This window comes from Pseudomonas sp. PDM17 (assembly GCF_014851985.1).
In the GTDB taxonomy this organism is placed as follows: domain Bacteria; phylum Pseudomonadota; class Gammaproteobacteria; order Pseudomonadales; family Pseudomonadaceae; genus Pseudomonas.
The window spans coordinates 1-15167 of record NZ_JACVAT010000010.1; the positions used below are offsets into that span (position 1 = coordinate 1).

The window sequence follows — 15167 nt, forward strand, 5'->3', positions numbered from 1 at the left end:
ACGACTTCGCCAACGCCCAGGAGCGCTCCTGGCAACTGCGCTACGACTTCGACCTGCGCAGCGTCGGTGTGCCCGGCCTGAGCTTCATGACCCGCTACGTCAACGGCGACCACATCGCCCTGGCCAATGGAGGCGAGGGCAAGGAATGGGAGCGCGACATTGAGCTCAAATACATCGTCCAGACCGGCACCTTCAAGGACCTCAGCCTGCGCTTGCGCAACTCTACCTACCGCACCAACTACGAAAAGTGGGCGCGGGACGTGGATGAGGTTCGCCTGATCGCCAGCTACCACTTTTCGCTGATGTGATACGGCTTGAGCCAGGTCCGCCATCCACGCCTCATTGGAAAATAATGAGAAGTCCGGCTCAGGCTTGATTGGAGTGGCAGCGGCAGCCAGCGTAACGTCGGCCCCACAGTCATCGAGGCAAGACTCGAAGCTGTGGACAGGGCCATTCCCCCCCAAGAGTCGACCCTGTCCTGATTCCCCTAGTGTGTATTGAGGCCTCCTTCCGCCCCGCCATTCGGAAGCGAGGCCTCCTTTTAAGTCCACAGGGCGATTTGTGGCACTCCGCTCCCAACCATCGACGTCCCCGCGCCAACCCAACTATCGGCGGAGGAACTGCCTCCACGAACAAGGAGAACGCAGTGACCATCAAGACTGCGCAACTGCTGCACATTCATCCGCAGGTGGGGCCGGCGCTGGCGGCTTACGCACCCGCTCTCGACAAGGCCATGCAGCGCTATCGCATCATTTCCACCGAACGAAAGGCCGCCTTCATCGCCCAGTTTGCCTACGAGCTCGGGCGACTCGAAAAACGCTACGGTGAAAGACAGCAGGATATCCAGCGTGGTTTGCTGCAGATCACTCGACAGGCGCCTCAAGGGCAGCAGAAAGGCCCGGGCGGCGGCACTACGGAACAGCACCTGGATTGGCTTGAGCAGCTCGAATGGGTAGCGATGTCCGCAGCCTGGTGGTGGTCACTGCGTGGCATGAACAGACTTGCCGACGCCGGCTGCTTCGACCAGATCACGCTGCGTATCAGCGGCGACGCGCACGACCTCGAAGACCGCCTGACTATCTGGCGCCGTGCGGTGCGAACGTTTGCCGAGGCGTAAGAAGCAAAGCTCTTACCCGTCGCGCCGGGTCTTTCGGCGGAGGGTCAGTACCACCCTCTCGCAGGCGATCCCTGCCAGAAGTCCCAGCGTGGCGACAGCGCTGTAGAAGTCCTCCTGAGCGAAAAAGCCCACCGCCGGAAACAGCTGGAGCAGCTTCCACAGTACTACGCCAAACAGGAGCCAGCCGAAGAGGTATCCGAACGCAAGTCTCACGCTGCGCGCATGCCGCCAGCGATATCGAGCCAGCTTCGACACCGCTGACTATCCGTGCGAGGGAGCGATGCAGGGGCGATGCATCTGTCGAGCCGCTTCATGGGGCCGATTCCTCGACAATCTCCAGACGTCCCACGATGTCGTTCAGTTTGTAGAGGTAGCTTTTGGCCTCACCGTCTGAGGTCAATTGGTGGACCCTGAAGAAATGGGTATCAAAGGAAATCCACAGCTTATCGACGGGCCGGCAGTTATCCGCGTGGCCAACGCCGAAGAATGCTGGCTTCGGGCTCGAGGCATGGTCGCGTTGATTTGGGACCATGGCGTAGAACTTGATTGAATAGATGGGGTATCGGGTGTTCACCGGAAATCCTGCAGTAGTCCGAAGAAATGGCGGCGGCGCGCTCAGAAGTAGTCGTTCCGGGGCACATCCCTGTGCGCGGAAACGCCGGTCGCGCCGAACCTGGGCGGCGGCGGGCAGCTATCGGTGCTGCCGAGAGTTGCTGATGTGGCGGAACTCCGGCTCTGGAACAAAGCCATCACGATTGGGCATCTTCACCTTGGGCAGGCTGTGCCGATCCAGCGTGGCATCGTCGGGCAGAATGCCATTGCGGTTGAGCAGGTAGGCCGCCAGCGCGTAGTAGTTGCTACTGCTCAGCGAGCCCGGTGCCTGGTAGGGCATGGCGCGATGGATGTAGTCATACAACGTGGTCGCGTACGGCCAGTAGCTGCCGACGGTCTTGATCGGGTGCTCACTGGCCAGGCTGCCGGTACCGCCGACCAGGCGATCCTTGAACCCACCCTCGCCGCCCGGCCCATGGCAAGCCATGCAGTTGTCATCGAAGAGCTTCTTTCCCTCAGCCACACTGCCGCGCCCTTCCGGCAGACCGGTGCCATCGGGTAGCACATCGATGTTCCATAAGCGGATCTCCGCCGGGCTCGCCGTACGGCCGAACTGGACCTCAGCGGCTTGGGCGTTCCAGGTGAGGGCCAGACCCAGAACCAGGATGAAGTGGCTAGCTGAGCGCATTGGTGACCCTCCCTTCAGCGTCGATTGCCCAGGTCTGCTGTGCGTTGTAATGGAACAGGGCGTTCTCACCCATGACCGCCAGGAGACTCTGGCGATCCGGCTGAACATGGCCCTTGTCGTCGGTCGAGCGACTGAGGATGCGCGTCGGCCTGCCGTCCCAGTGCCAGTCCGCGTCGAAGCGAACCTGGGCCTTGTGCAGGATCGGCGCATTGAGCCGAGCCTCGCGCCAACTGGCACCGCCGTCAGTGCTGATCTCGACCTTGGCAATCTTGCCGCGTCCGCTCCAGGCCAGGCCGGTAATGCGGTTGTAGCCAGCGCCAATGCGCATGGTCCCGGACGGCGAGGTAATAACCGAGTTGACCTCCTGGTAGAGCTGGAACTGGCGCGCCTTGCCGTTGGGCAGCAACTGGGTATAGCGGGCGGTTTCCCAGCGAGTCATGAAGGGCCGATCGCCGAACTTCAGACGACGCAACCACTTGATGCTCAGGTTGCCTTCCATGCCAGGTATCAACAGACGTATCGGGAACCCATGGGCCGGGCGCAACGGCTCGCCGTTCTGCGCATAAACCACAAGCGCTTCCTCGATGATCTCATCGGTCAGTGGAATGCTACGCGCCACACCGGCGGCGTCACCGCCTTCAGCCAGCATCCAGGTCGAGGCGGGATCAGCGTTGACCTGCTCCATCAGGTAGGACAGATGCACACCCGTCCACTCATGCATGCTGACCAAGCCATGGGTGTCCTGCACTGTCATGCCCGGGTCGGCCTTCTTCCAGTTCTCCCAGCCATTTCCAGAGCACTCCATGAAATGGATTCGCGACACCGAAGGCATGGCGCGCAACTCCTCCATGGTGAATACCAGTTCCTTCTTGGCCATACCGTGAATCAACAACCGGTGCTGCGCCGGATCGAGGTCCGGGGAGCCCGAATGACTGCGCTCGTAGTGCATGTCCGAAGGAGTGATCGCACCGACCAGCTTGTCGAGGGGCGTCTTCGAGTTGATTGCGAGCGCCGGGTCGACTCTCAACTTGCCCGGTGTCGCCTCGGTAATGCGCTCCAGATGAACGTACTTCGAGCGCTGGCTAAGCCCGCTGATCGAGTCACCAACCCGGCGGGCCGGTACATCGGCCAATGATTCGGCCAAGGCCGGAACGGCGACGGTAGCCACCGCCACGGTGCCGGCGGCACGGAGGAACTTGCGTCGGGCAAGCAGCGCACTGGCATCGAGCAGCGCCTGCTTTTCCTTGTTGTTACTCATGAAACGCTCCTTGAGAGGGAGAATCGGATGGAACGCTGGATCCACGCCGAGTGGGGGCCTGAATGGCCATTTCGAGTATTCCTTCGGCGGCCGACAGGCGCCCGGCCATCCCGGCTGGCAAGCCGTGACGACCGTCCAGACTGGCGGCCTCGTCGTACACCAGCCATGTATTGCCGTTGTCGTCTTCGCGAATGAGCACACGCAACGGCAACTCCAGCGCGAAATCCGGCGCAGCGTGCATCAGCGGGGTACCGACACCGGGGTTGCCATAGACCAGTACCGTGGTCGGCGTCATCTCCAGGCCGACCGCGCGGGCGGCGGCCTGGTGATCGATAACGACGAACACCGTCATTCCGTTAGCGCTCAGGGTCGAACGAACTCGATTCAATGTTTCGTTGAAGGAAAAATGGCTCAGCAATTTCACGCTTGAGTTCTCCTCAGCAAAAGCCGCACCCATGAATGGAAACAGCAACAACAGCAACAGCAGCAGAAACATCAGCAGCAGCAAGGCAATAAGCATCCGGTCAGTTCGAAAACTCAAACCTGAAGGGCGCATTGATTTGATCCTTCCATTAGCATGACATCCACAACGACCTGGCTCTTGATTTCTAAATCCCAGAACCAAAATCACACAATCTGGATATCGATCAGATCTCTACCAGAAAAAACCGGGCAGTCCTGACAATCTATCCACCGCTGCAGCCACCACCCCAAACCTGATACTCCAGAGACTTCCTCACCCCCTGTGAATCTTCATAAACCAGGGTAACAGGAACTACTCCGCAGGCATTCCGCGCATCGCTTATGGAAATTACTTTCGCTATATCCGGCTTGACTCCTGACATCGCTGAAGAACACCCAGAAACAGCCACCACCAATGCAATGACAAACCAGGAAACTTTCATGAAAACCTCCGAGCAGGTAGGTTCGCTCCTCGGCAGACGTCGTACCCACGATAGCCTCATCGGGAGAGAAACCACTGAGCCCAGTCATTTTGATCAGGCCCAGCAAGGTGTTCTATCGGCTGCAGCTCATTATTAGCTCCAATAATCTCAATAATGACCGCCCATAAAAAAAGGTCCGCCATATAAACATGAACGGACCTGAAGGGAGCGCTTTAACTCCGACCTGGCAGGCAGAGAAAAATATTCCACCGGCAACCCGACCGTCGAGCCTCACTGATCACAGAGAAACTCACCACAGCGCATATAACCAAGAAACAGACAACATCGCCTTTAAAAATAAAGAAGCGCCGGACTACCGAGATCAATCACCAGACTGTTGCTCGCCATTAACTAGCGCAGCTCGAAACAGAACAAGTTATTACTATCATAATGATAAAAACACATTCCCGATCCCGCCCCGCCAAGCAGCTTCACATAGGACGAACTGCCAACCGACAGTTCGAGTTGTCGCTGCAACGCCAGTGGGATCCTCAAACTTTTCAACAAATCGACCAAGCCACCAGTTGCCTCCCTTTTATTGATGGTCATATAGCCATAATTCCTCCATAGCGGCAGCACATTGCCTTCGACCGAAAGGCGCTCGATCTGCCCATTGGCCATCCAGGTCGAGCTGTAGCGGAATGATCCGTGGCCAAAGCTGATGGTCTCCAGGTTGTCCGCATACTCACCCTCCAGCCCCGGAGCGGCCACCATGACACGGGTTCGCAAACTGTATTCGGCGTTCTTCGGCAGCGGCCATTCCCGCAGGAAAAGATTGGCCACCGCCAACAGCACGACCACCACACCAAGACCGATCATCGCGGCAATTTTCCTACTCATGCTTCGCCACTCCCCGGCTTCATGCATTGGTCCACCACAACCGCCAACGGCACTTGAACAGGCGCCACATAGGCCCTGGCGACCTCTCCCGAATAGCACACAACGCGGTAGCGTCGTTCATAGACCCGGACCCAGACCGTACCCTTCAGACCTTCGGCGAATGTCGGCGAACGCTCGAGCAACTCGCTGCCTGTGGTCCGACTGCCCGAAGTGACGAACTTGAGCTCCAATCCGCCGACCCGATGTGTCTCGATCCTCAACGGATCACTGACGAGCAACTCGATCTCCGGCGTCATCAACCCGATCATCATCAGCAACGCCAAGCTTGCGCCGATTGCGAGCAACCATTCACTGCGACGAATCCCGCGTCGGCGCGGCTCCTCCCCGACACTGCATTGCGAATCAACGGACGCCGATTCGAGGGGAGGTTTCGTCGCCTCCGAGCACTGCGCTCGCAATGCCGCCGGAGCCAGACTGGCCTCGCTCTCGACGAAGTCGGGGTTGAACAGATAGCCCGCTTTCGGGCTCGTCACGATCATGCTGTGACCATCAGCACCGAGGAAGGAACGTATGTTGAATATCGCCTGGGTCAAACTGCCCGCCGCAACTACCCGGCCCGGCCAGGCGAATGAAATCAACTGGTCTTTGCTGAACACTTCGCCGGGCCTGGACAACAGGTGCTGCAGAACCCTGACCTCGGTCGCACCCAGAGCGCAGGCGACTCTCTGGCCGGCGCTGTCAAGCACCTTGAGTACCCAGTCATCCAGGTCGAAACTGAATCGGGCCACCTGGCCAGCTTCGATCCTCAGCAGAATCTCGAACACTTCCGGTTCGGTTTTCCCATCCAGCTTCATCATCAATCTCCAGCGCACCTATCCGCTCATTCGTGCTCAGCGAAGCGCTGCGCACGAGCCGATCAACAGGGTCGTGGCCTCATTTCCCGTCATTAATAATCAAATGACTTCCTGACATGCCGCGCCAGCCATCACCGTATGCCTCCGCCTCTGGCGGCTGCATCCGACTGAACTACCCGCAAAGAGCGCGATCACCGGCCTTGCCGGTTCGATTCCGCTCAAGGCCAATGGGCTTTACTGCCGATCCGCATGACGGAAATTGTCCGCCCGGCTGCGCTCCAAGGATTTCCCGATCCTCTCGATATTTATTCCGAAGTTCTCAAAGTAGCGGCTGTGCCTGCCGCTCAACGGCGCATCGCCCCAACCACAAACAGGATTGGATGGCCATGTTGTAAAGCCGCATCTATAGAGGCTTCGCCGGGATGACTTGCAGGGGCGGCTTGTATGACGCTCTCACCGACAGCGGTGCCGAAAGATCCTGCATTTCAGAAAGGCAACTCCTGGTGAGCCTTTCGAGTGTCTTGAAGTCCTCGTGCGCTCAGAACTCCATGGGACTGTCATCCGGGCCAGGGTCAGCAGGAATTCAACGATCGGCTTGCCGCAAAACGAAGGGATCGGGCATGTGCATGCCCAGCAAGAGCGGTCCGGGCCGTGGGGAATTTCGAGATGTCTTTTGTGGCGTATCGACAACACTCATGAGCTGCCAGCAGCAGGTCCCATGCCCGGGCCGGAGTCACTGAAGAGATTGAATGGGGCATTCAGGGAAAAGCTCTGAAAACGACATCGTCCGACTAACCTATCAAGGAAAGGTGCTGGCCCTCTGTAAACATGCAGCCGGCCGCCCTATCGCCCCCCTTTGGAGAATCTCGAATGACAGAAAACCTCGACACTACTGCGGCCTTTGGCGCACCGAAGGAGACCGCACGCGAGGGACATCTGGGCTACCTACCGGTCGCGCTGTTTGGCTCAGTCATGGGGCTGGCGGGGCTTTCTTCGGCCTGGAAGCTTGCCACGGTGATTTTCGGGGCACCGGCGTGGGTATCCCAAAGCATCGGCATACTGGCATTACTGGCCTTCATCGCGGTCAGCATCGGCTATGCAATAAAGGCCGCCACCGCCCCTCATGCAGTGAAGGCAGAATTCCTTCATCCCATCGCGGGCAACCTGTTCGGCACACTGTTCATCAGCCTGTTGCTGCTGCCTATTCCCCTGGTCGACTACAGCCTGTCCCTGGCGCGCACAACCTGGCTGATTGGCACGGCCGGCATGCTTCCATTCGCCTGGCTGATCATTTCCCGGTGGTTGAGCCAACGCCAGCAAGCCGCCCACGCCACACCGGCCTGGATAGTCCCAGTGGTTGGGCTAGCAGATATCCCGCTGGCCGTTCCTTTGCTGCAATGGGAGGGCGCCACCGATATCGCCTTCTTTTCACTCGCGGTAGCGTTGTTCTTCGCCGTGCCGCTGTTCACCCTGATCCTTTCAAGGCTGCTGTTCGAAGAGCCCATCAGCGTCGGCCTACAACCTTCCTTGCTGATCCTGCTGGCACCTTTTGCCGTAGGCTTCTCGGCCTATGTCAGCATCGTCGGCGAGATCGACCGCTTTGCCAGCGCGTTGTACATGCTCACGCTGTTCATCCTGGCAGTGCTCGCCGGACGCCTGCGACATCTGGCGCGCAACTGCCCGTTCCGCCTGGCCTGGTGGTCGGTGGGCTTCCCGCTGGCCGCTGCCGCCGGCTGCACCCTGCGCTATGCCGGCCACGCACCCGGGCCATTCACCAATGGGGTAGCACTTTTCCTGTTGGCCGCCGCCACGGTGGTGATTCTGGGAATGGGTCTACGCACCCTGACCGGCCTTGCAAAAGGCCAGTTGCGCAATCTGGCTACCTGAACTCCACTTCGTCGTGGATTACCCACCGCACAGCCATTCCGCCCCGACTGGCCGGTGGGCTCACCGGTCGACACTACGGGCGAGCCCAGTTGCTAGCCCGCCGGGCTGGCGTGCGGACTTGAGGTAGCAACACCTTACGTTGTTCGGCGGCCCCTTGGCGCGCTTCGGCAAGACTCACTGGCGGATACGGCCCCAGCCCCCATCTCCCTGCCCTTGCCGTCCAGTTTGTAGCGAACTATCCAACTGGCGACGTCTGCTTTGCTGATCTGCAGATACAGACTGTCACCATCGTTGGTCTTGCCCGGTACACCAGCCCTCGCCGGCGATTCAACGACTTTACTCGTCAGCGTGCCCCTATAGCCCTCCAAACGCCTACCCATACTCCCTACTCACCCCCCGTTTGACCCACACCATGGCGGCGTATTTTCGGGAAAGCTCTCGGAATTACTTGGGCGATGACCGGCTTCAAAGCTCGCAAACTCCAGGCAATATGGAAATTTGCCGGATAAATCCGGAAGATCGAAACGCCGGCCACAAGCCGGCTTTTCTAATGCCTGTGATTTGCACTCGCGCAGCCTGCGCAATCCCCCGCCAGACCGCTCGCCGGCCAATGCGCCGCTGTCACGGGCCAGGCATAAGATCGGACTATTCCCCCGCCGGTCCGCTGTCATGAAACGCTCGCCGCCCCTGCTGCTCGCCCTGCTGCTGACTGCCCCCGCGCTTGCCCAGGCGCAGGCGGCGGACTGGAAGCTGGCCAAGGACCAGGACGGTGTGCAGGTCTACCTGAGCGACGTACCCGGCTCGCGCTACAAGAGCTTCCGTGGCGTGACGCTGGTGAGGGCCGACGTTGCCACCCTCGGTCACCTGCAGGAGAACCTGCGGGTCTCCTGCGCCTGGCTGTACTCCTGTGCGCAGATGCGCCTGCTCAAGTACAGCGACGAAGCCATCTGGGTCTACCTCGACACCAAGCTCCCCTGGCCCGCCGCCCCACGCGACCTGGTGTTGAGGGTGAGCACCGAGGAAACCCCGGACGGCGGCATGATCCGCCACCTGCAGGCCGCTCCGGACTATATCCCGCCGGTGAAGGACCGCATCCGTGTGCCCAGCGTCTCCGGCACCTGGCAAATGGTCCCCAAGGGCCCGAAGCTCACCGAGGTCACCTATGAAATGCGCGGAGAGCCCGGGGGCAGCGTGCCGTCCTGGCTGGCGAACCAGTTCGTGGTGGACGCTCCCTTCGAGTCGCTGCGCATGCTGAAAGTGGTGGCCGAGCACCAGGGCGTCCGCGACGGCGGCTACTAGAAAAGCAGTCCGAAAGTACCGCTGGCTGCACTTGCACCATCGCCGGCCGCCTGGCCGAAGATTTGCCCGCAAGGCCCGTCTCTGCTAGTGTCGCGAGGTTTCCGAATACCCCCGCCGAGATGTCCGCATGGCCCGCAAGAAAGCTTCCCTCGACTTCGAACAGTCCCTCGCCGAGCTGCAAACGCTGGTGGAGCGCCTGGAAAGCGGCGAGCTGTCGCTGGAGGACTCGCTGGGTGCCTTCGAGCAGGGCATCCGTCTGACCCGCGACTGCCAGGCAGCGCTGACGCAGGCGGAGCAGAAGGTGCAGATCCTGCTGGAACGCGACGGCGAGCTGAGCGAAGCGCCCTTCGATCCGGAAGGCGACGACGCATGATCGCTGCGTACCAGGCGCGCTGCACGGCGCGTGTCGATGCTGCGCTGGAAAAACTCTTCGTCGCCCCCCGTGAAGAACTCACCCGTATCTATGCCGCCATGCGCTACAGCGTGGTCAACGGCGGCAAGCGCGTGCGTCCGCTGCTGGCCTACGCGGCCTGTGAAGCCCTGGGTGGCGAGGCCGAACGCGCCGATGGCGCGGCCTGCGCGGTGGAGCTGATCCACGCCTATTCCCTCGTGCATGACGACCTGCCGGCCATGGACGACGATGACCTGCGCCGCGGCCAGCCGACCACCCACATCGCCTTCGACGAAGCCTGCGCGATCCTTGCCGGCGACGGCCTGCAGGCGCTGGCGTTCGAGGTGATAGGTAACGCACAACTCAATCCACAGGATGCCCAGACCCGTCTGGACATGCTGCTGGCCCTGACCCGCGCCGCCGGTTCCGCCGGCATGGTGGGCGGCCAGGCCATCGACCTGGAGTCCGTCGGCCGCAAGATCGACCAGGCAGCGCTGGAGACCATGCACCGGCACAAGACCGGCGCGCTGATCGAAGCCAGCGTGCAGCTTGGCGCCCTCGCCAGCGGCCGCGCCAACGCAGACTCCCTGGACGCGCTGCGCCGCTACGCCGAGGCCATCGGCCTCGCATTCCAGGTGCAGGACGACATCCTCGACGTGGAAAGCGACACCGCGACCCTCGGCAAGACCCAGGGCAAGGACCAGGCCCACGACAAGCCGACCTACCCCGCTCTGCTCGGTCTCGACGCTGCCAAGGCCTACGCCCTGGCCCTGCGCGACCAGGCGCTGGCCGCGCTGGAAGGTTTCGGCGACAACGCCGAGCCGCTGCGCGCTCTCGCCCGCTACATCGTCGAACGCCGCAACTGATCCCTCCGGCACGCGCATTGCGTGTGCAAATCCCCCGAGTCCCCCATTGCGATGACCGCTTGCCGGTGCTTCACTGCATCGTAGGGATTTCGTATACCATATCCGACAACAGCCACCTGACCGGACAGCATCGTGCCGCTACGCAACGCTCCCAACCTGGGTATCGTCCCCTCCGCCTCGGAGACCATCGCCAAGCACCTGCGCGAAGCGATCATTTCCGGCCAGATGGCGGAACACGAGCCGATCCGCCAGGACGACATCGCGCAGATCTTCAACGTCAGCAAGATCCCCGTGCGCGAGGCGCTCAAGCGCCTGGAAGCCGAAGGCCTGGTGGAGTTCCAGCGCAACAAGGGCGCGCTGGTGACGAAGATTTCCGAGCCGGAACTGGCACAGATGTTCGAGGTGCGCGTGGTGCTGGAAGTCCAGGCGCTGCGCCTGGCGATCCCCAATATGAGCGCGCAGACCTTCGCCCGCGCCGAGAGCATCTGTGCCGAGTTCGTCGGCGAGGATGACATCGGCCGCTGGGCCGAACTGAACTGGGAGCTGCATGCCTGCCTCTACGAACCGGCGCAACGGCCCTACCTGGTCGGGCTGATCCGCTCGATCCACGACAAGGTGGAACGCTACCTGCGCCTGCAGATGAGCATGTCCGACGGCAAGGAACGCGCCGACCACGAGCACCACGACATCCTCGACGCCTGCCGCGCTGGCGACGCCGACCGCGCCGCACGTCTGCTGGAAGAGCACATCAACGGCGTCTGCCGCACGCTCTACGAGCACCTGCCGAACCGGCCGACCCCGAGCTGATCACCTAAAGGCACGCTGTGCCGATTTCATCATCGGCCCGGCGGAAAACCCTCAAGCTGTAATTCCCGCCCCGCGCCACCCTAGGGTCAACAACAAGACACCCCAGGGGGCAGCATGAAACGCATCCAGGTTCTCGATTCCCACACCGGCGGCGAACCCACGCGCCTGGTGCTCGAAGGCTTTCCCGATCTGGGCAAGGGCAGCATGGCCGAGCGCCGCGCGCTGCTGGCCGAGCAGCACGACAGCTGGCGCGCCGCGACCGTGCTGGAGCCGCGTGGCAGCGACGTGCTGGTCGGCGCGCTGCTCTGCGAGCCGGTAGACCCGAGCGCCTGCGCCGGGGTGATCTTCTTCAACAACACCGGCTACCTGGGCATGTGCGGCCACGGCACCATCGGCCTGGTGGTCTCGCTGGCGCACCTGGGGCGCATCGGCCCCGGCACGCACAGGATCGAGACGCCGGTGGGCACCGTCGAAGCGACCCTGCACGATGACCGCTCGGTGAGCGTGCGCAACGTTCCCGCCTACCGCTACCGCAAGCAGGTGCCGCTGCAAGTGCCCGGCCATGGGCTGGTGCACGGCGACATAGCCTGGGGCGGCAACTGGTTCTTCCTGATCTCCGATCACGGCCTGCGCGTCGCCGGCGACAACCTCGATGAGCTGACCGCCTACACCGTCGCCGTGCAGAAGGCGCTGGAAGACCAGGGCATCCGTGGCGAAGACGGCGGGCTGATCGACCACATCGAACTGTTCGCCGACGATCCCGAAGCGGACAGCCGCAACTACGTGCTCTGCCCCGGCAAGGCCTACGACCGCTCGCCCTGCGGTACCGGCACCAGCGCCAAGCTGGCGTGCCTGGCCGCCGACGGCAAGCTCGCCGCCGGCGACGCCTGGCGCCAGGCCAGCGTGATCGGCAGCCAGTTCGAAGGGCGCTTCGAGTGGATCGGAGAACCCTCCGAGGGCCGCATCATCCCGACCATCCGTGGGCGCGCCAACCTCAGCGCCGAGGCCACCCTGCTGCTGGAAGAGGACGACCCCTTCGCCTGGGGCATCCGCCCGTGAACGATGCCGATATCATCGTCATCGGCGCCGGCATAGTCGGCGCCGCCTGCGCCCACGCCCTCGCCCGTCGCGGGCTGGACGTGCTGGTGCTGGACGCGCGCCTGCCCGGCGCCACCGCCGTCGGCATGGGCCACCTGCTGGTCCTCGACGACAACGCCGCCGAACTGGCGCTGAGCAACTACTCGCTGCAACGCTGGCGCGAGTGGGGCCACGACATGCCCGCCGAATGCGCCTACCGCAGCAACGGCACGCTGTGGCTGGCCGCCAATGATGAAGAGATGGCCGAAGCGGAACGCAAGTTCGCCGTCCTGCGCGAGCACGGCGTCGCCGCCAGACTACTGAACAACGCCGAGCTGCAGCAGGACGAACCCGAGCTGCGCAAGGACCTGCACGGCGGGCTGGAGATCACTGGCGACGGCATCCTCTACGCACCGCGCGCCGCTGCCTGGCTGCTGGAATCGGCGCTGAAACCGATCCGTCAGCGCCAGGCGAAAGTGGTGGAAATCGACGAGCCCCGCGTGCGCCTCGACAACGGCCAGTGGCTGAGCGCCAAGGCCGTGGTGCTGGCCAACGGCATCCAGGCCGGCGAGCTGTGTCCCGGCCTGCCCATCGAGCCGAAGAAGGGCCACCTGCTGATCACCGACCGCTACCCCGGCAAAGTGCGCCGCACCCTGGTCGAGCTGGGCTACGTGACCAGCGCGCACAACGCCAGCGGCCCCTCGGTAGCCTGCAACATCCAGCCGCGCCCCACTGGCCAGCTGTTCATCGGCGCCTCGCGGCAGTTCGGCACCACCGACCCGCAGGTGGAAGGCTGGATGCTGGCGAAGATGCTGCGCCGCGCCGTCGACTACATGCCCGGCCTGGCCAACCTCAATGTGATTCGCAGCTGGGCCGGGTTCCGCGCCGCCAGCCCCGACGGCATGCCGCTGGTGGGCGAACACCCGCAGCGCCCCGGCCTGTGGCTGGCGGTCGGCCACGAAGGCCTGGGCGTGACCACCGCCCCCGGCACCGCTGACCTGCTCGCCGCGCAGCTGTGCGATGAGCCGCTGCCGCTGCCGGCCGAGCCCTATTCCCCGCGCCGCTTTCCTGGAGCCAACTCCCATGCCTGAGCTGATCCTCGACGGCCGCCCGCTGCGGGTCGCCGCCGGCACCACGGTCGCCGCCGCGCTCGCCCTGGGCGGTGACGGCACCACGCGCACTTCGGTCAGCGGCCAGCGTCGCGCGCCACTGTGCGGCATGGGCGTCTGCCAGGAATGCCGGGTGAGCATCGACGGCCAGCGCCGCCTGGCCTGCCAGACTCTGTGCCGAGACGGCATGCAGGTGGAGACCCGCCCATGAACGCTGCGGCCGATATCGTCATCATCGGCGCCGGCCCGGCCGGGCTGTCCGCCGCCCTCGCTGCCGCGCCCAGCGGCGCGAGCATCGTCATCCTCGACGACAACCCGCTGCCCGGTGGGCAGATCTGGCGCGACGGGCCCAATGCGCACCTGCCGGGTACCGCCACCGAGCTACGCGAGCAAGTGGCTGCCTGCGCCAATATCAGGATTCACAACAATACGCGCGTGGTCGCGCTGGCCGGCGAGCGCGGCCTGCTGCTGGAGGATTTCGAGCGTGGCTGGCGGCTGGACTACCGCAAGCTGATCCTCTGCACCGGGGCGCGCGAATTGCTCCTGCCCTTCCCCGGCTGGACGCTGCCCGGCGTTACCGGCGCGGGCGGCCTGCAAGCGCTGGTCAAAGGCGGGCTGCCGGTGGATGGGCAACGCGTGGTGATCGCAGGCAGCGGCCCGTTGCTGCTCGCCAGCGCCGCCACTGCCCGCGCCAACGGCGCAAAAATCCTGCGCATCGCCGAGCAGGCGTCCTGGCCTGCGCTCGCGCGGTTCGCCATGAAGCTGCCGCGCTGGCCGAACAAGCTGCTGCAGTCCTTCGGTCTGTATGACCCGGCCTACCGCGCCGACAGCCATGTGGTCGCCGCCCTGGGTAGCGATCACCTGGAAGGCGTACGCATCAACCAGGGCGGCAAGCTGAGGGAAATCGCCTGCGACCGGCTGGCCTGCGGCTTTGGCCTGGTTCCCAACGTGCAGCTCGGCCAGGCGCTGGGGTGCGCGGTGGAAGACAGCGCGATCCGCGTCGATGCCTGGCAGGCGAGCAGCCGTGATGGCATCTATGCAGCGGGCGAATGCACCGGCTTCGGCGGCTCGGAGAAAGCCCTGGTGGAAGGTCGTATCGCCGGCCACGCCGCAGTGGGTGAGCACGACCGCGCGCGCGGGCTCTGGTCGCAGCGCCAGCGCTGGCAGGGCTTTGCCGACGCCCTGAAGCGCGACTTCGCCCTCGATCCGCGCCTGAACCAGTTGGCCCAGCCGGACACCCTCGTCTGCCGCTGCGAGGACGTTCCCTACTCGGCGCTGGCCGGCAAACCGGACTGGACCGCCGCCAAGCTCGCCAGCCGCTGCGGCATGGGCGCCTGCCAGGGCCGCGTGTGCGGCGCAGCGGCGAAGCAACTGTTCGGCTGGCAACCGCCGGCCCCGCGCCCGCCCTTCAGCCCGGCGCGGGTGGAAACCCTGTTGCAGCTGGCCGAAGACTGAAGACTGCGCCTGTCCCGTAGGGC

The 15167-nt window shown here is 63.4% G+C and carries 20 protein-coding genes; 11 read left to right on the forward strand and 9 right to left on the reverse strand.

The genetic code is table 11. The annotated features are described in order from the left end of the window. On the forward strand, nt 1-308 hold a 308-nt coding region (locus tag IB256_RS27435), incomplete at its 5' end, for an OprD family outer membrane porin (RefSeq protein WP_192404735.1). 338 nt (nt 309-646) lie between these two features. Continuing rightward, nucleotides 647-1117 carry a hypothetical protein gene (locus tag IB256_RS27440; RefSeq protein WP_192404736.1) on the forward strand — a complete coding sequence of 157 codons (471 nt, stop codon included), beginning with the start codon at nt 647-649 and terminating at the stop codon, nt 1115-1117. A 12-nt stretch (nt 1118-1129) separates the two neighbouring features. Here IB256_RS27440 and IB256_RS27445 read toward each other — a convergent pair whose 3' ends face one another. The 8 genes from IB256_RS27445 to IB256_RS27480 all read right to left on the reverse strand — a co-directional run bounded on the left by IB256_RS27445 (nt 1130) and on the right by IB256_RS27480 (nt 6256). Further along, nucleotides 1130-1372 carry a hypothetical protein gene (locus IB256_RS27445; RefSeq protein WP_192404737.1) on the reverse strand — a complete coding sequence of 81 codons (243 nt, stop codon included), beginning with the start codon at nt 1370-1372 and terminating at the stop codon, nt 1130-1132. A 55-nt stretch (nt 1373-1427) separates the two neighbouring features. After that, nucleotides 1428-1691, reverse strand: a complete 264-nt coding sequence (locus IB256_RS27450; protein WP_192404738.1) for a hypothetical protein — start codon at nt 1689-1691, stop codon at nt 1428-1430. Between the two features lie 117 nt (nt 1692-1808). Then, nucleotides 1809-2357 carry a c-type cytochrome gene (locus tag IB256_RS27455; protein ID WP_192404739.1) on the reverse strand — a complete coding sequence of 183 codons (549 nt, stop codon included), beginning with the start codon at nt 2355-2357 and terminating at the stop codon, nt 1809-1811. Next, on the reverse strand, nt 2344-3615 hold the full coding sequence (gene soxC, locus IB256_RS27460; protein ID WP_192404740.1) for a sulfite dehydrogenase: 1272 nt from the start codon (nt 3613-3615) through the stop codon (nt 2344-2346). The genes IB256_RS27455 and soxC overlap by 14 nt, the downstream gene beginning before the upstream one ends. Then, a complete protein-coding gene (locus tag IB256_RS27465; RefSeq protein ID WP_225601994.1) occupies nt 3608-4171 on the reverse strand; it encodes a DUF302 domain-containing protein in 564 nt (187 codons plus the stop codon). The genes soxC and IB256_RS27465 overlap by 8 nt, the downstream gene beginning before the upstream one ends. A gap of 130 nt (nt 4172-4301) precedes the next feature. Beyond that, entirely contained in the window at nt 4302-4520 is a 219-nt protein-coding gene (locus tag IB256_RS27470) for a DUF2790 domain-containing protein (RefSeq protein WP_192404741.1), read from the reverse strand. Nucleotides 4521-4910: 390 nt separating this feature from the next. Next, a complete protein-coding gene (locus IB256_RS27475) occupies nt 4911-5399 on the reverse strand; it encodes a hypothetical protein (RefSeq protein WP_192404742.1) in 489 nt (162 codons plus the stop codon). Continuing rightward, nucleotides 5396-6256, reverse strand: coding sequence for a transcriptional regulator (locus IB256_RS27480; RefSeq protein WP_192404743.1), 861 nt, complete (start codon nt 6254-6256; stop codon nt 5396-5398). Before IB256_RS27480 ends, IB256_RS27475 begins: the two co-directional genes overlap by 4 nt. An 867-nt stretch (nt 6257-7123) precedes the next feature. Between IB256_RS27480 and IB256_RS27485 the strand changes: the two genes are divergently transcribed. Then, complete coding sequence (locus tag IB256_RS27485) at nt 7124-8140, forward strand: SLAC1 anion channel family protein (protein ID WP_192404744.1); 1017 nt, start codon at nt 7124-7126, stop codon at nt 8138-8140. Between the two features lie 134 nt (nt 8141-8274). On the opposite strand, the gene IB256_RS31065 is transcribed toward IB256_RS27485, so the two are convergent. After that, nucleotides 8275-8520 carry an Arm DNA-binding domain-containing protein gene (locus IB256_RS31065; RefSeq protein WP_412547976.1) on the reverse strand — a complete coding sequence of 82 codons (246 nt, stop codon included), beginning with the start codon at nt 8518-8520 and terminating at the stop codon, nt 8275-8277. A gap of 289 nt (nt 8521-8809) precedes the next feature. On the opposite strand from IB256_RS31065, the gene IB256_RS27490 reads away from it, so the two are divergent. The 8 genes from IB256_RS27490 (at nt 8810) to IB256_RS27525 (ending at nt 15144) form a co-directional block, all read left to right on the forward strand. Beyond that, nucleotides 8810-9439 carry an START domain-containing protein gene (locus IB256_RS27490; protein ID WP_192290328.1) on the forward strand — a complete coding sequence of 210 codons (630 nt, stop codon included), beginning with the start codon at nt 8810-8812 and terminating at the stop codon, nt 9437-9439. A gap of 127 nt (nt 9440-9566) precedes the next feature. Next, nucleotides 9567-9812, forward strand: a complete 246-nt coding sequence (locus tag IB256_RS27495) for an exodeoxyribonuclease VII small subunit (RefSeq protein WP_081517239.1) — start codon at nt 9567-9569, stop codon at nt 9810-9812. Then, a complete protein-coding gene (gene ispA, locus IB256_RS27500; protein ID WP_192290330.1) occupies nt 9809-10696 on the forward strand; it encodes a (2E,6E)-farnesyl diphosphate synthase in 888 nt (295 codons plus the stop codon). Before IB256_RS27495 ends, ispA begins: the two co-directional genes overlap by 4 nt. A gap of 132 nt (nt 10697-10828) precedes the next feature. Beyond that, nucleotides 10829-11503, forward strand: a complete 675-nt coding sequence (locus IB256_RS27505; protein ID WP_081517237.1) for a GntR family transcriptional regulator — start codon at nt 10829-10831, stop codon at nt 11501-11503. Between the two features lie 114 nt (nt 11504-11617). Beyond that, entirely contained in the window at nt 11618-12562 is a 945-nt protein-coding gene (locus IB256_RS27510) for a 4-hydroxyproline epimerase (protein WP_192290332.1), read from the forward strand. Further along, complete coding sequence (locus IB256_RS27515) at nt 12559-13671, forward strand: NAD(P)/FAD-dependent oxidoreductase (RefSeq protein WP_192290334.1); 1113 nt, start codon at nt 12559-12561, stop codon at nt 13669-13671. The genes IB256_RS27510 and IB256_RS27515 overlap by 4 nt, the downstream gene beginning before the upstream one ends. Then, complete coding sequence (locus IB256_RS27520) at nt 13664-13900, forward strand: 2Fe-2S iron-sulfur cluster-binding protein (protein WP_081517234.1); 237 nt, start codon at nt 13664-13666, stop codon at nt 13898-13900. The genes IB256_RS27515 and IB256_RS27520 overlap by 8 nt, the downstream gene beginning before the upstream one ends. Then, entirely contained in the window at nt 13897-15144 is a 1248-nt protein-coding gene (locus IB256_RS27525; protein ID WP_192404745.1) for an FAD/NAD(P)-binding oxidoreductase, read from the forward strand. Before IB256_RS27520 ends, IB256_RS27525 begins: the two co-directional genes overlap by 4 nt. The last annotated feature ends 23 nt before the right edge of the window (nt 15145-15167 follow it).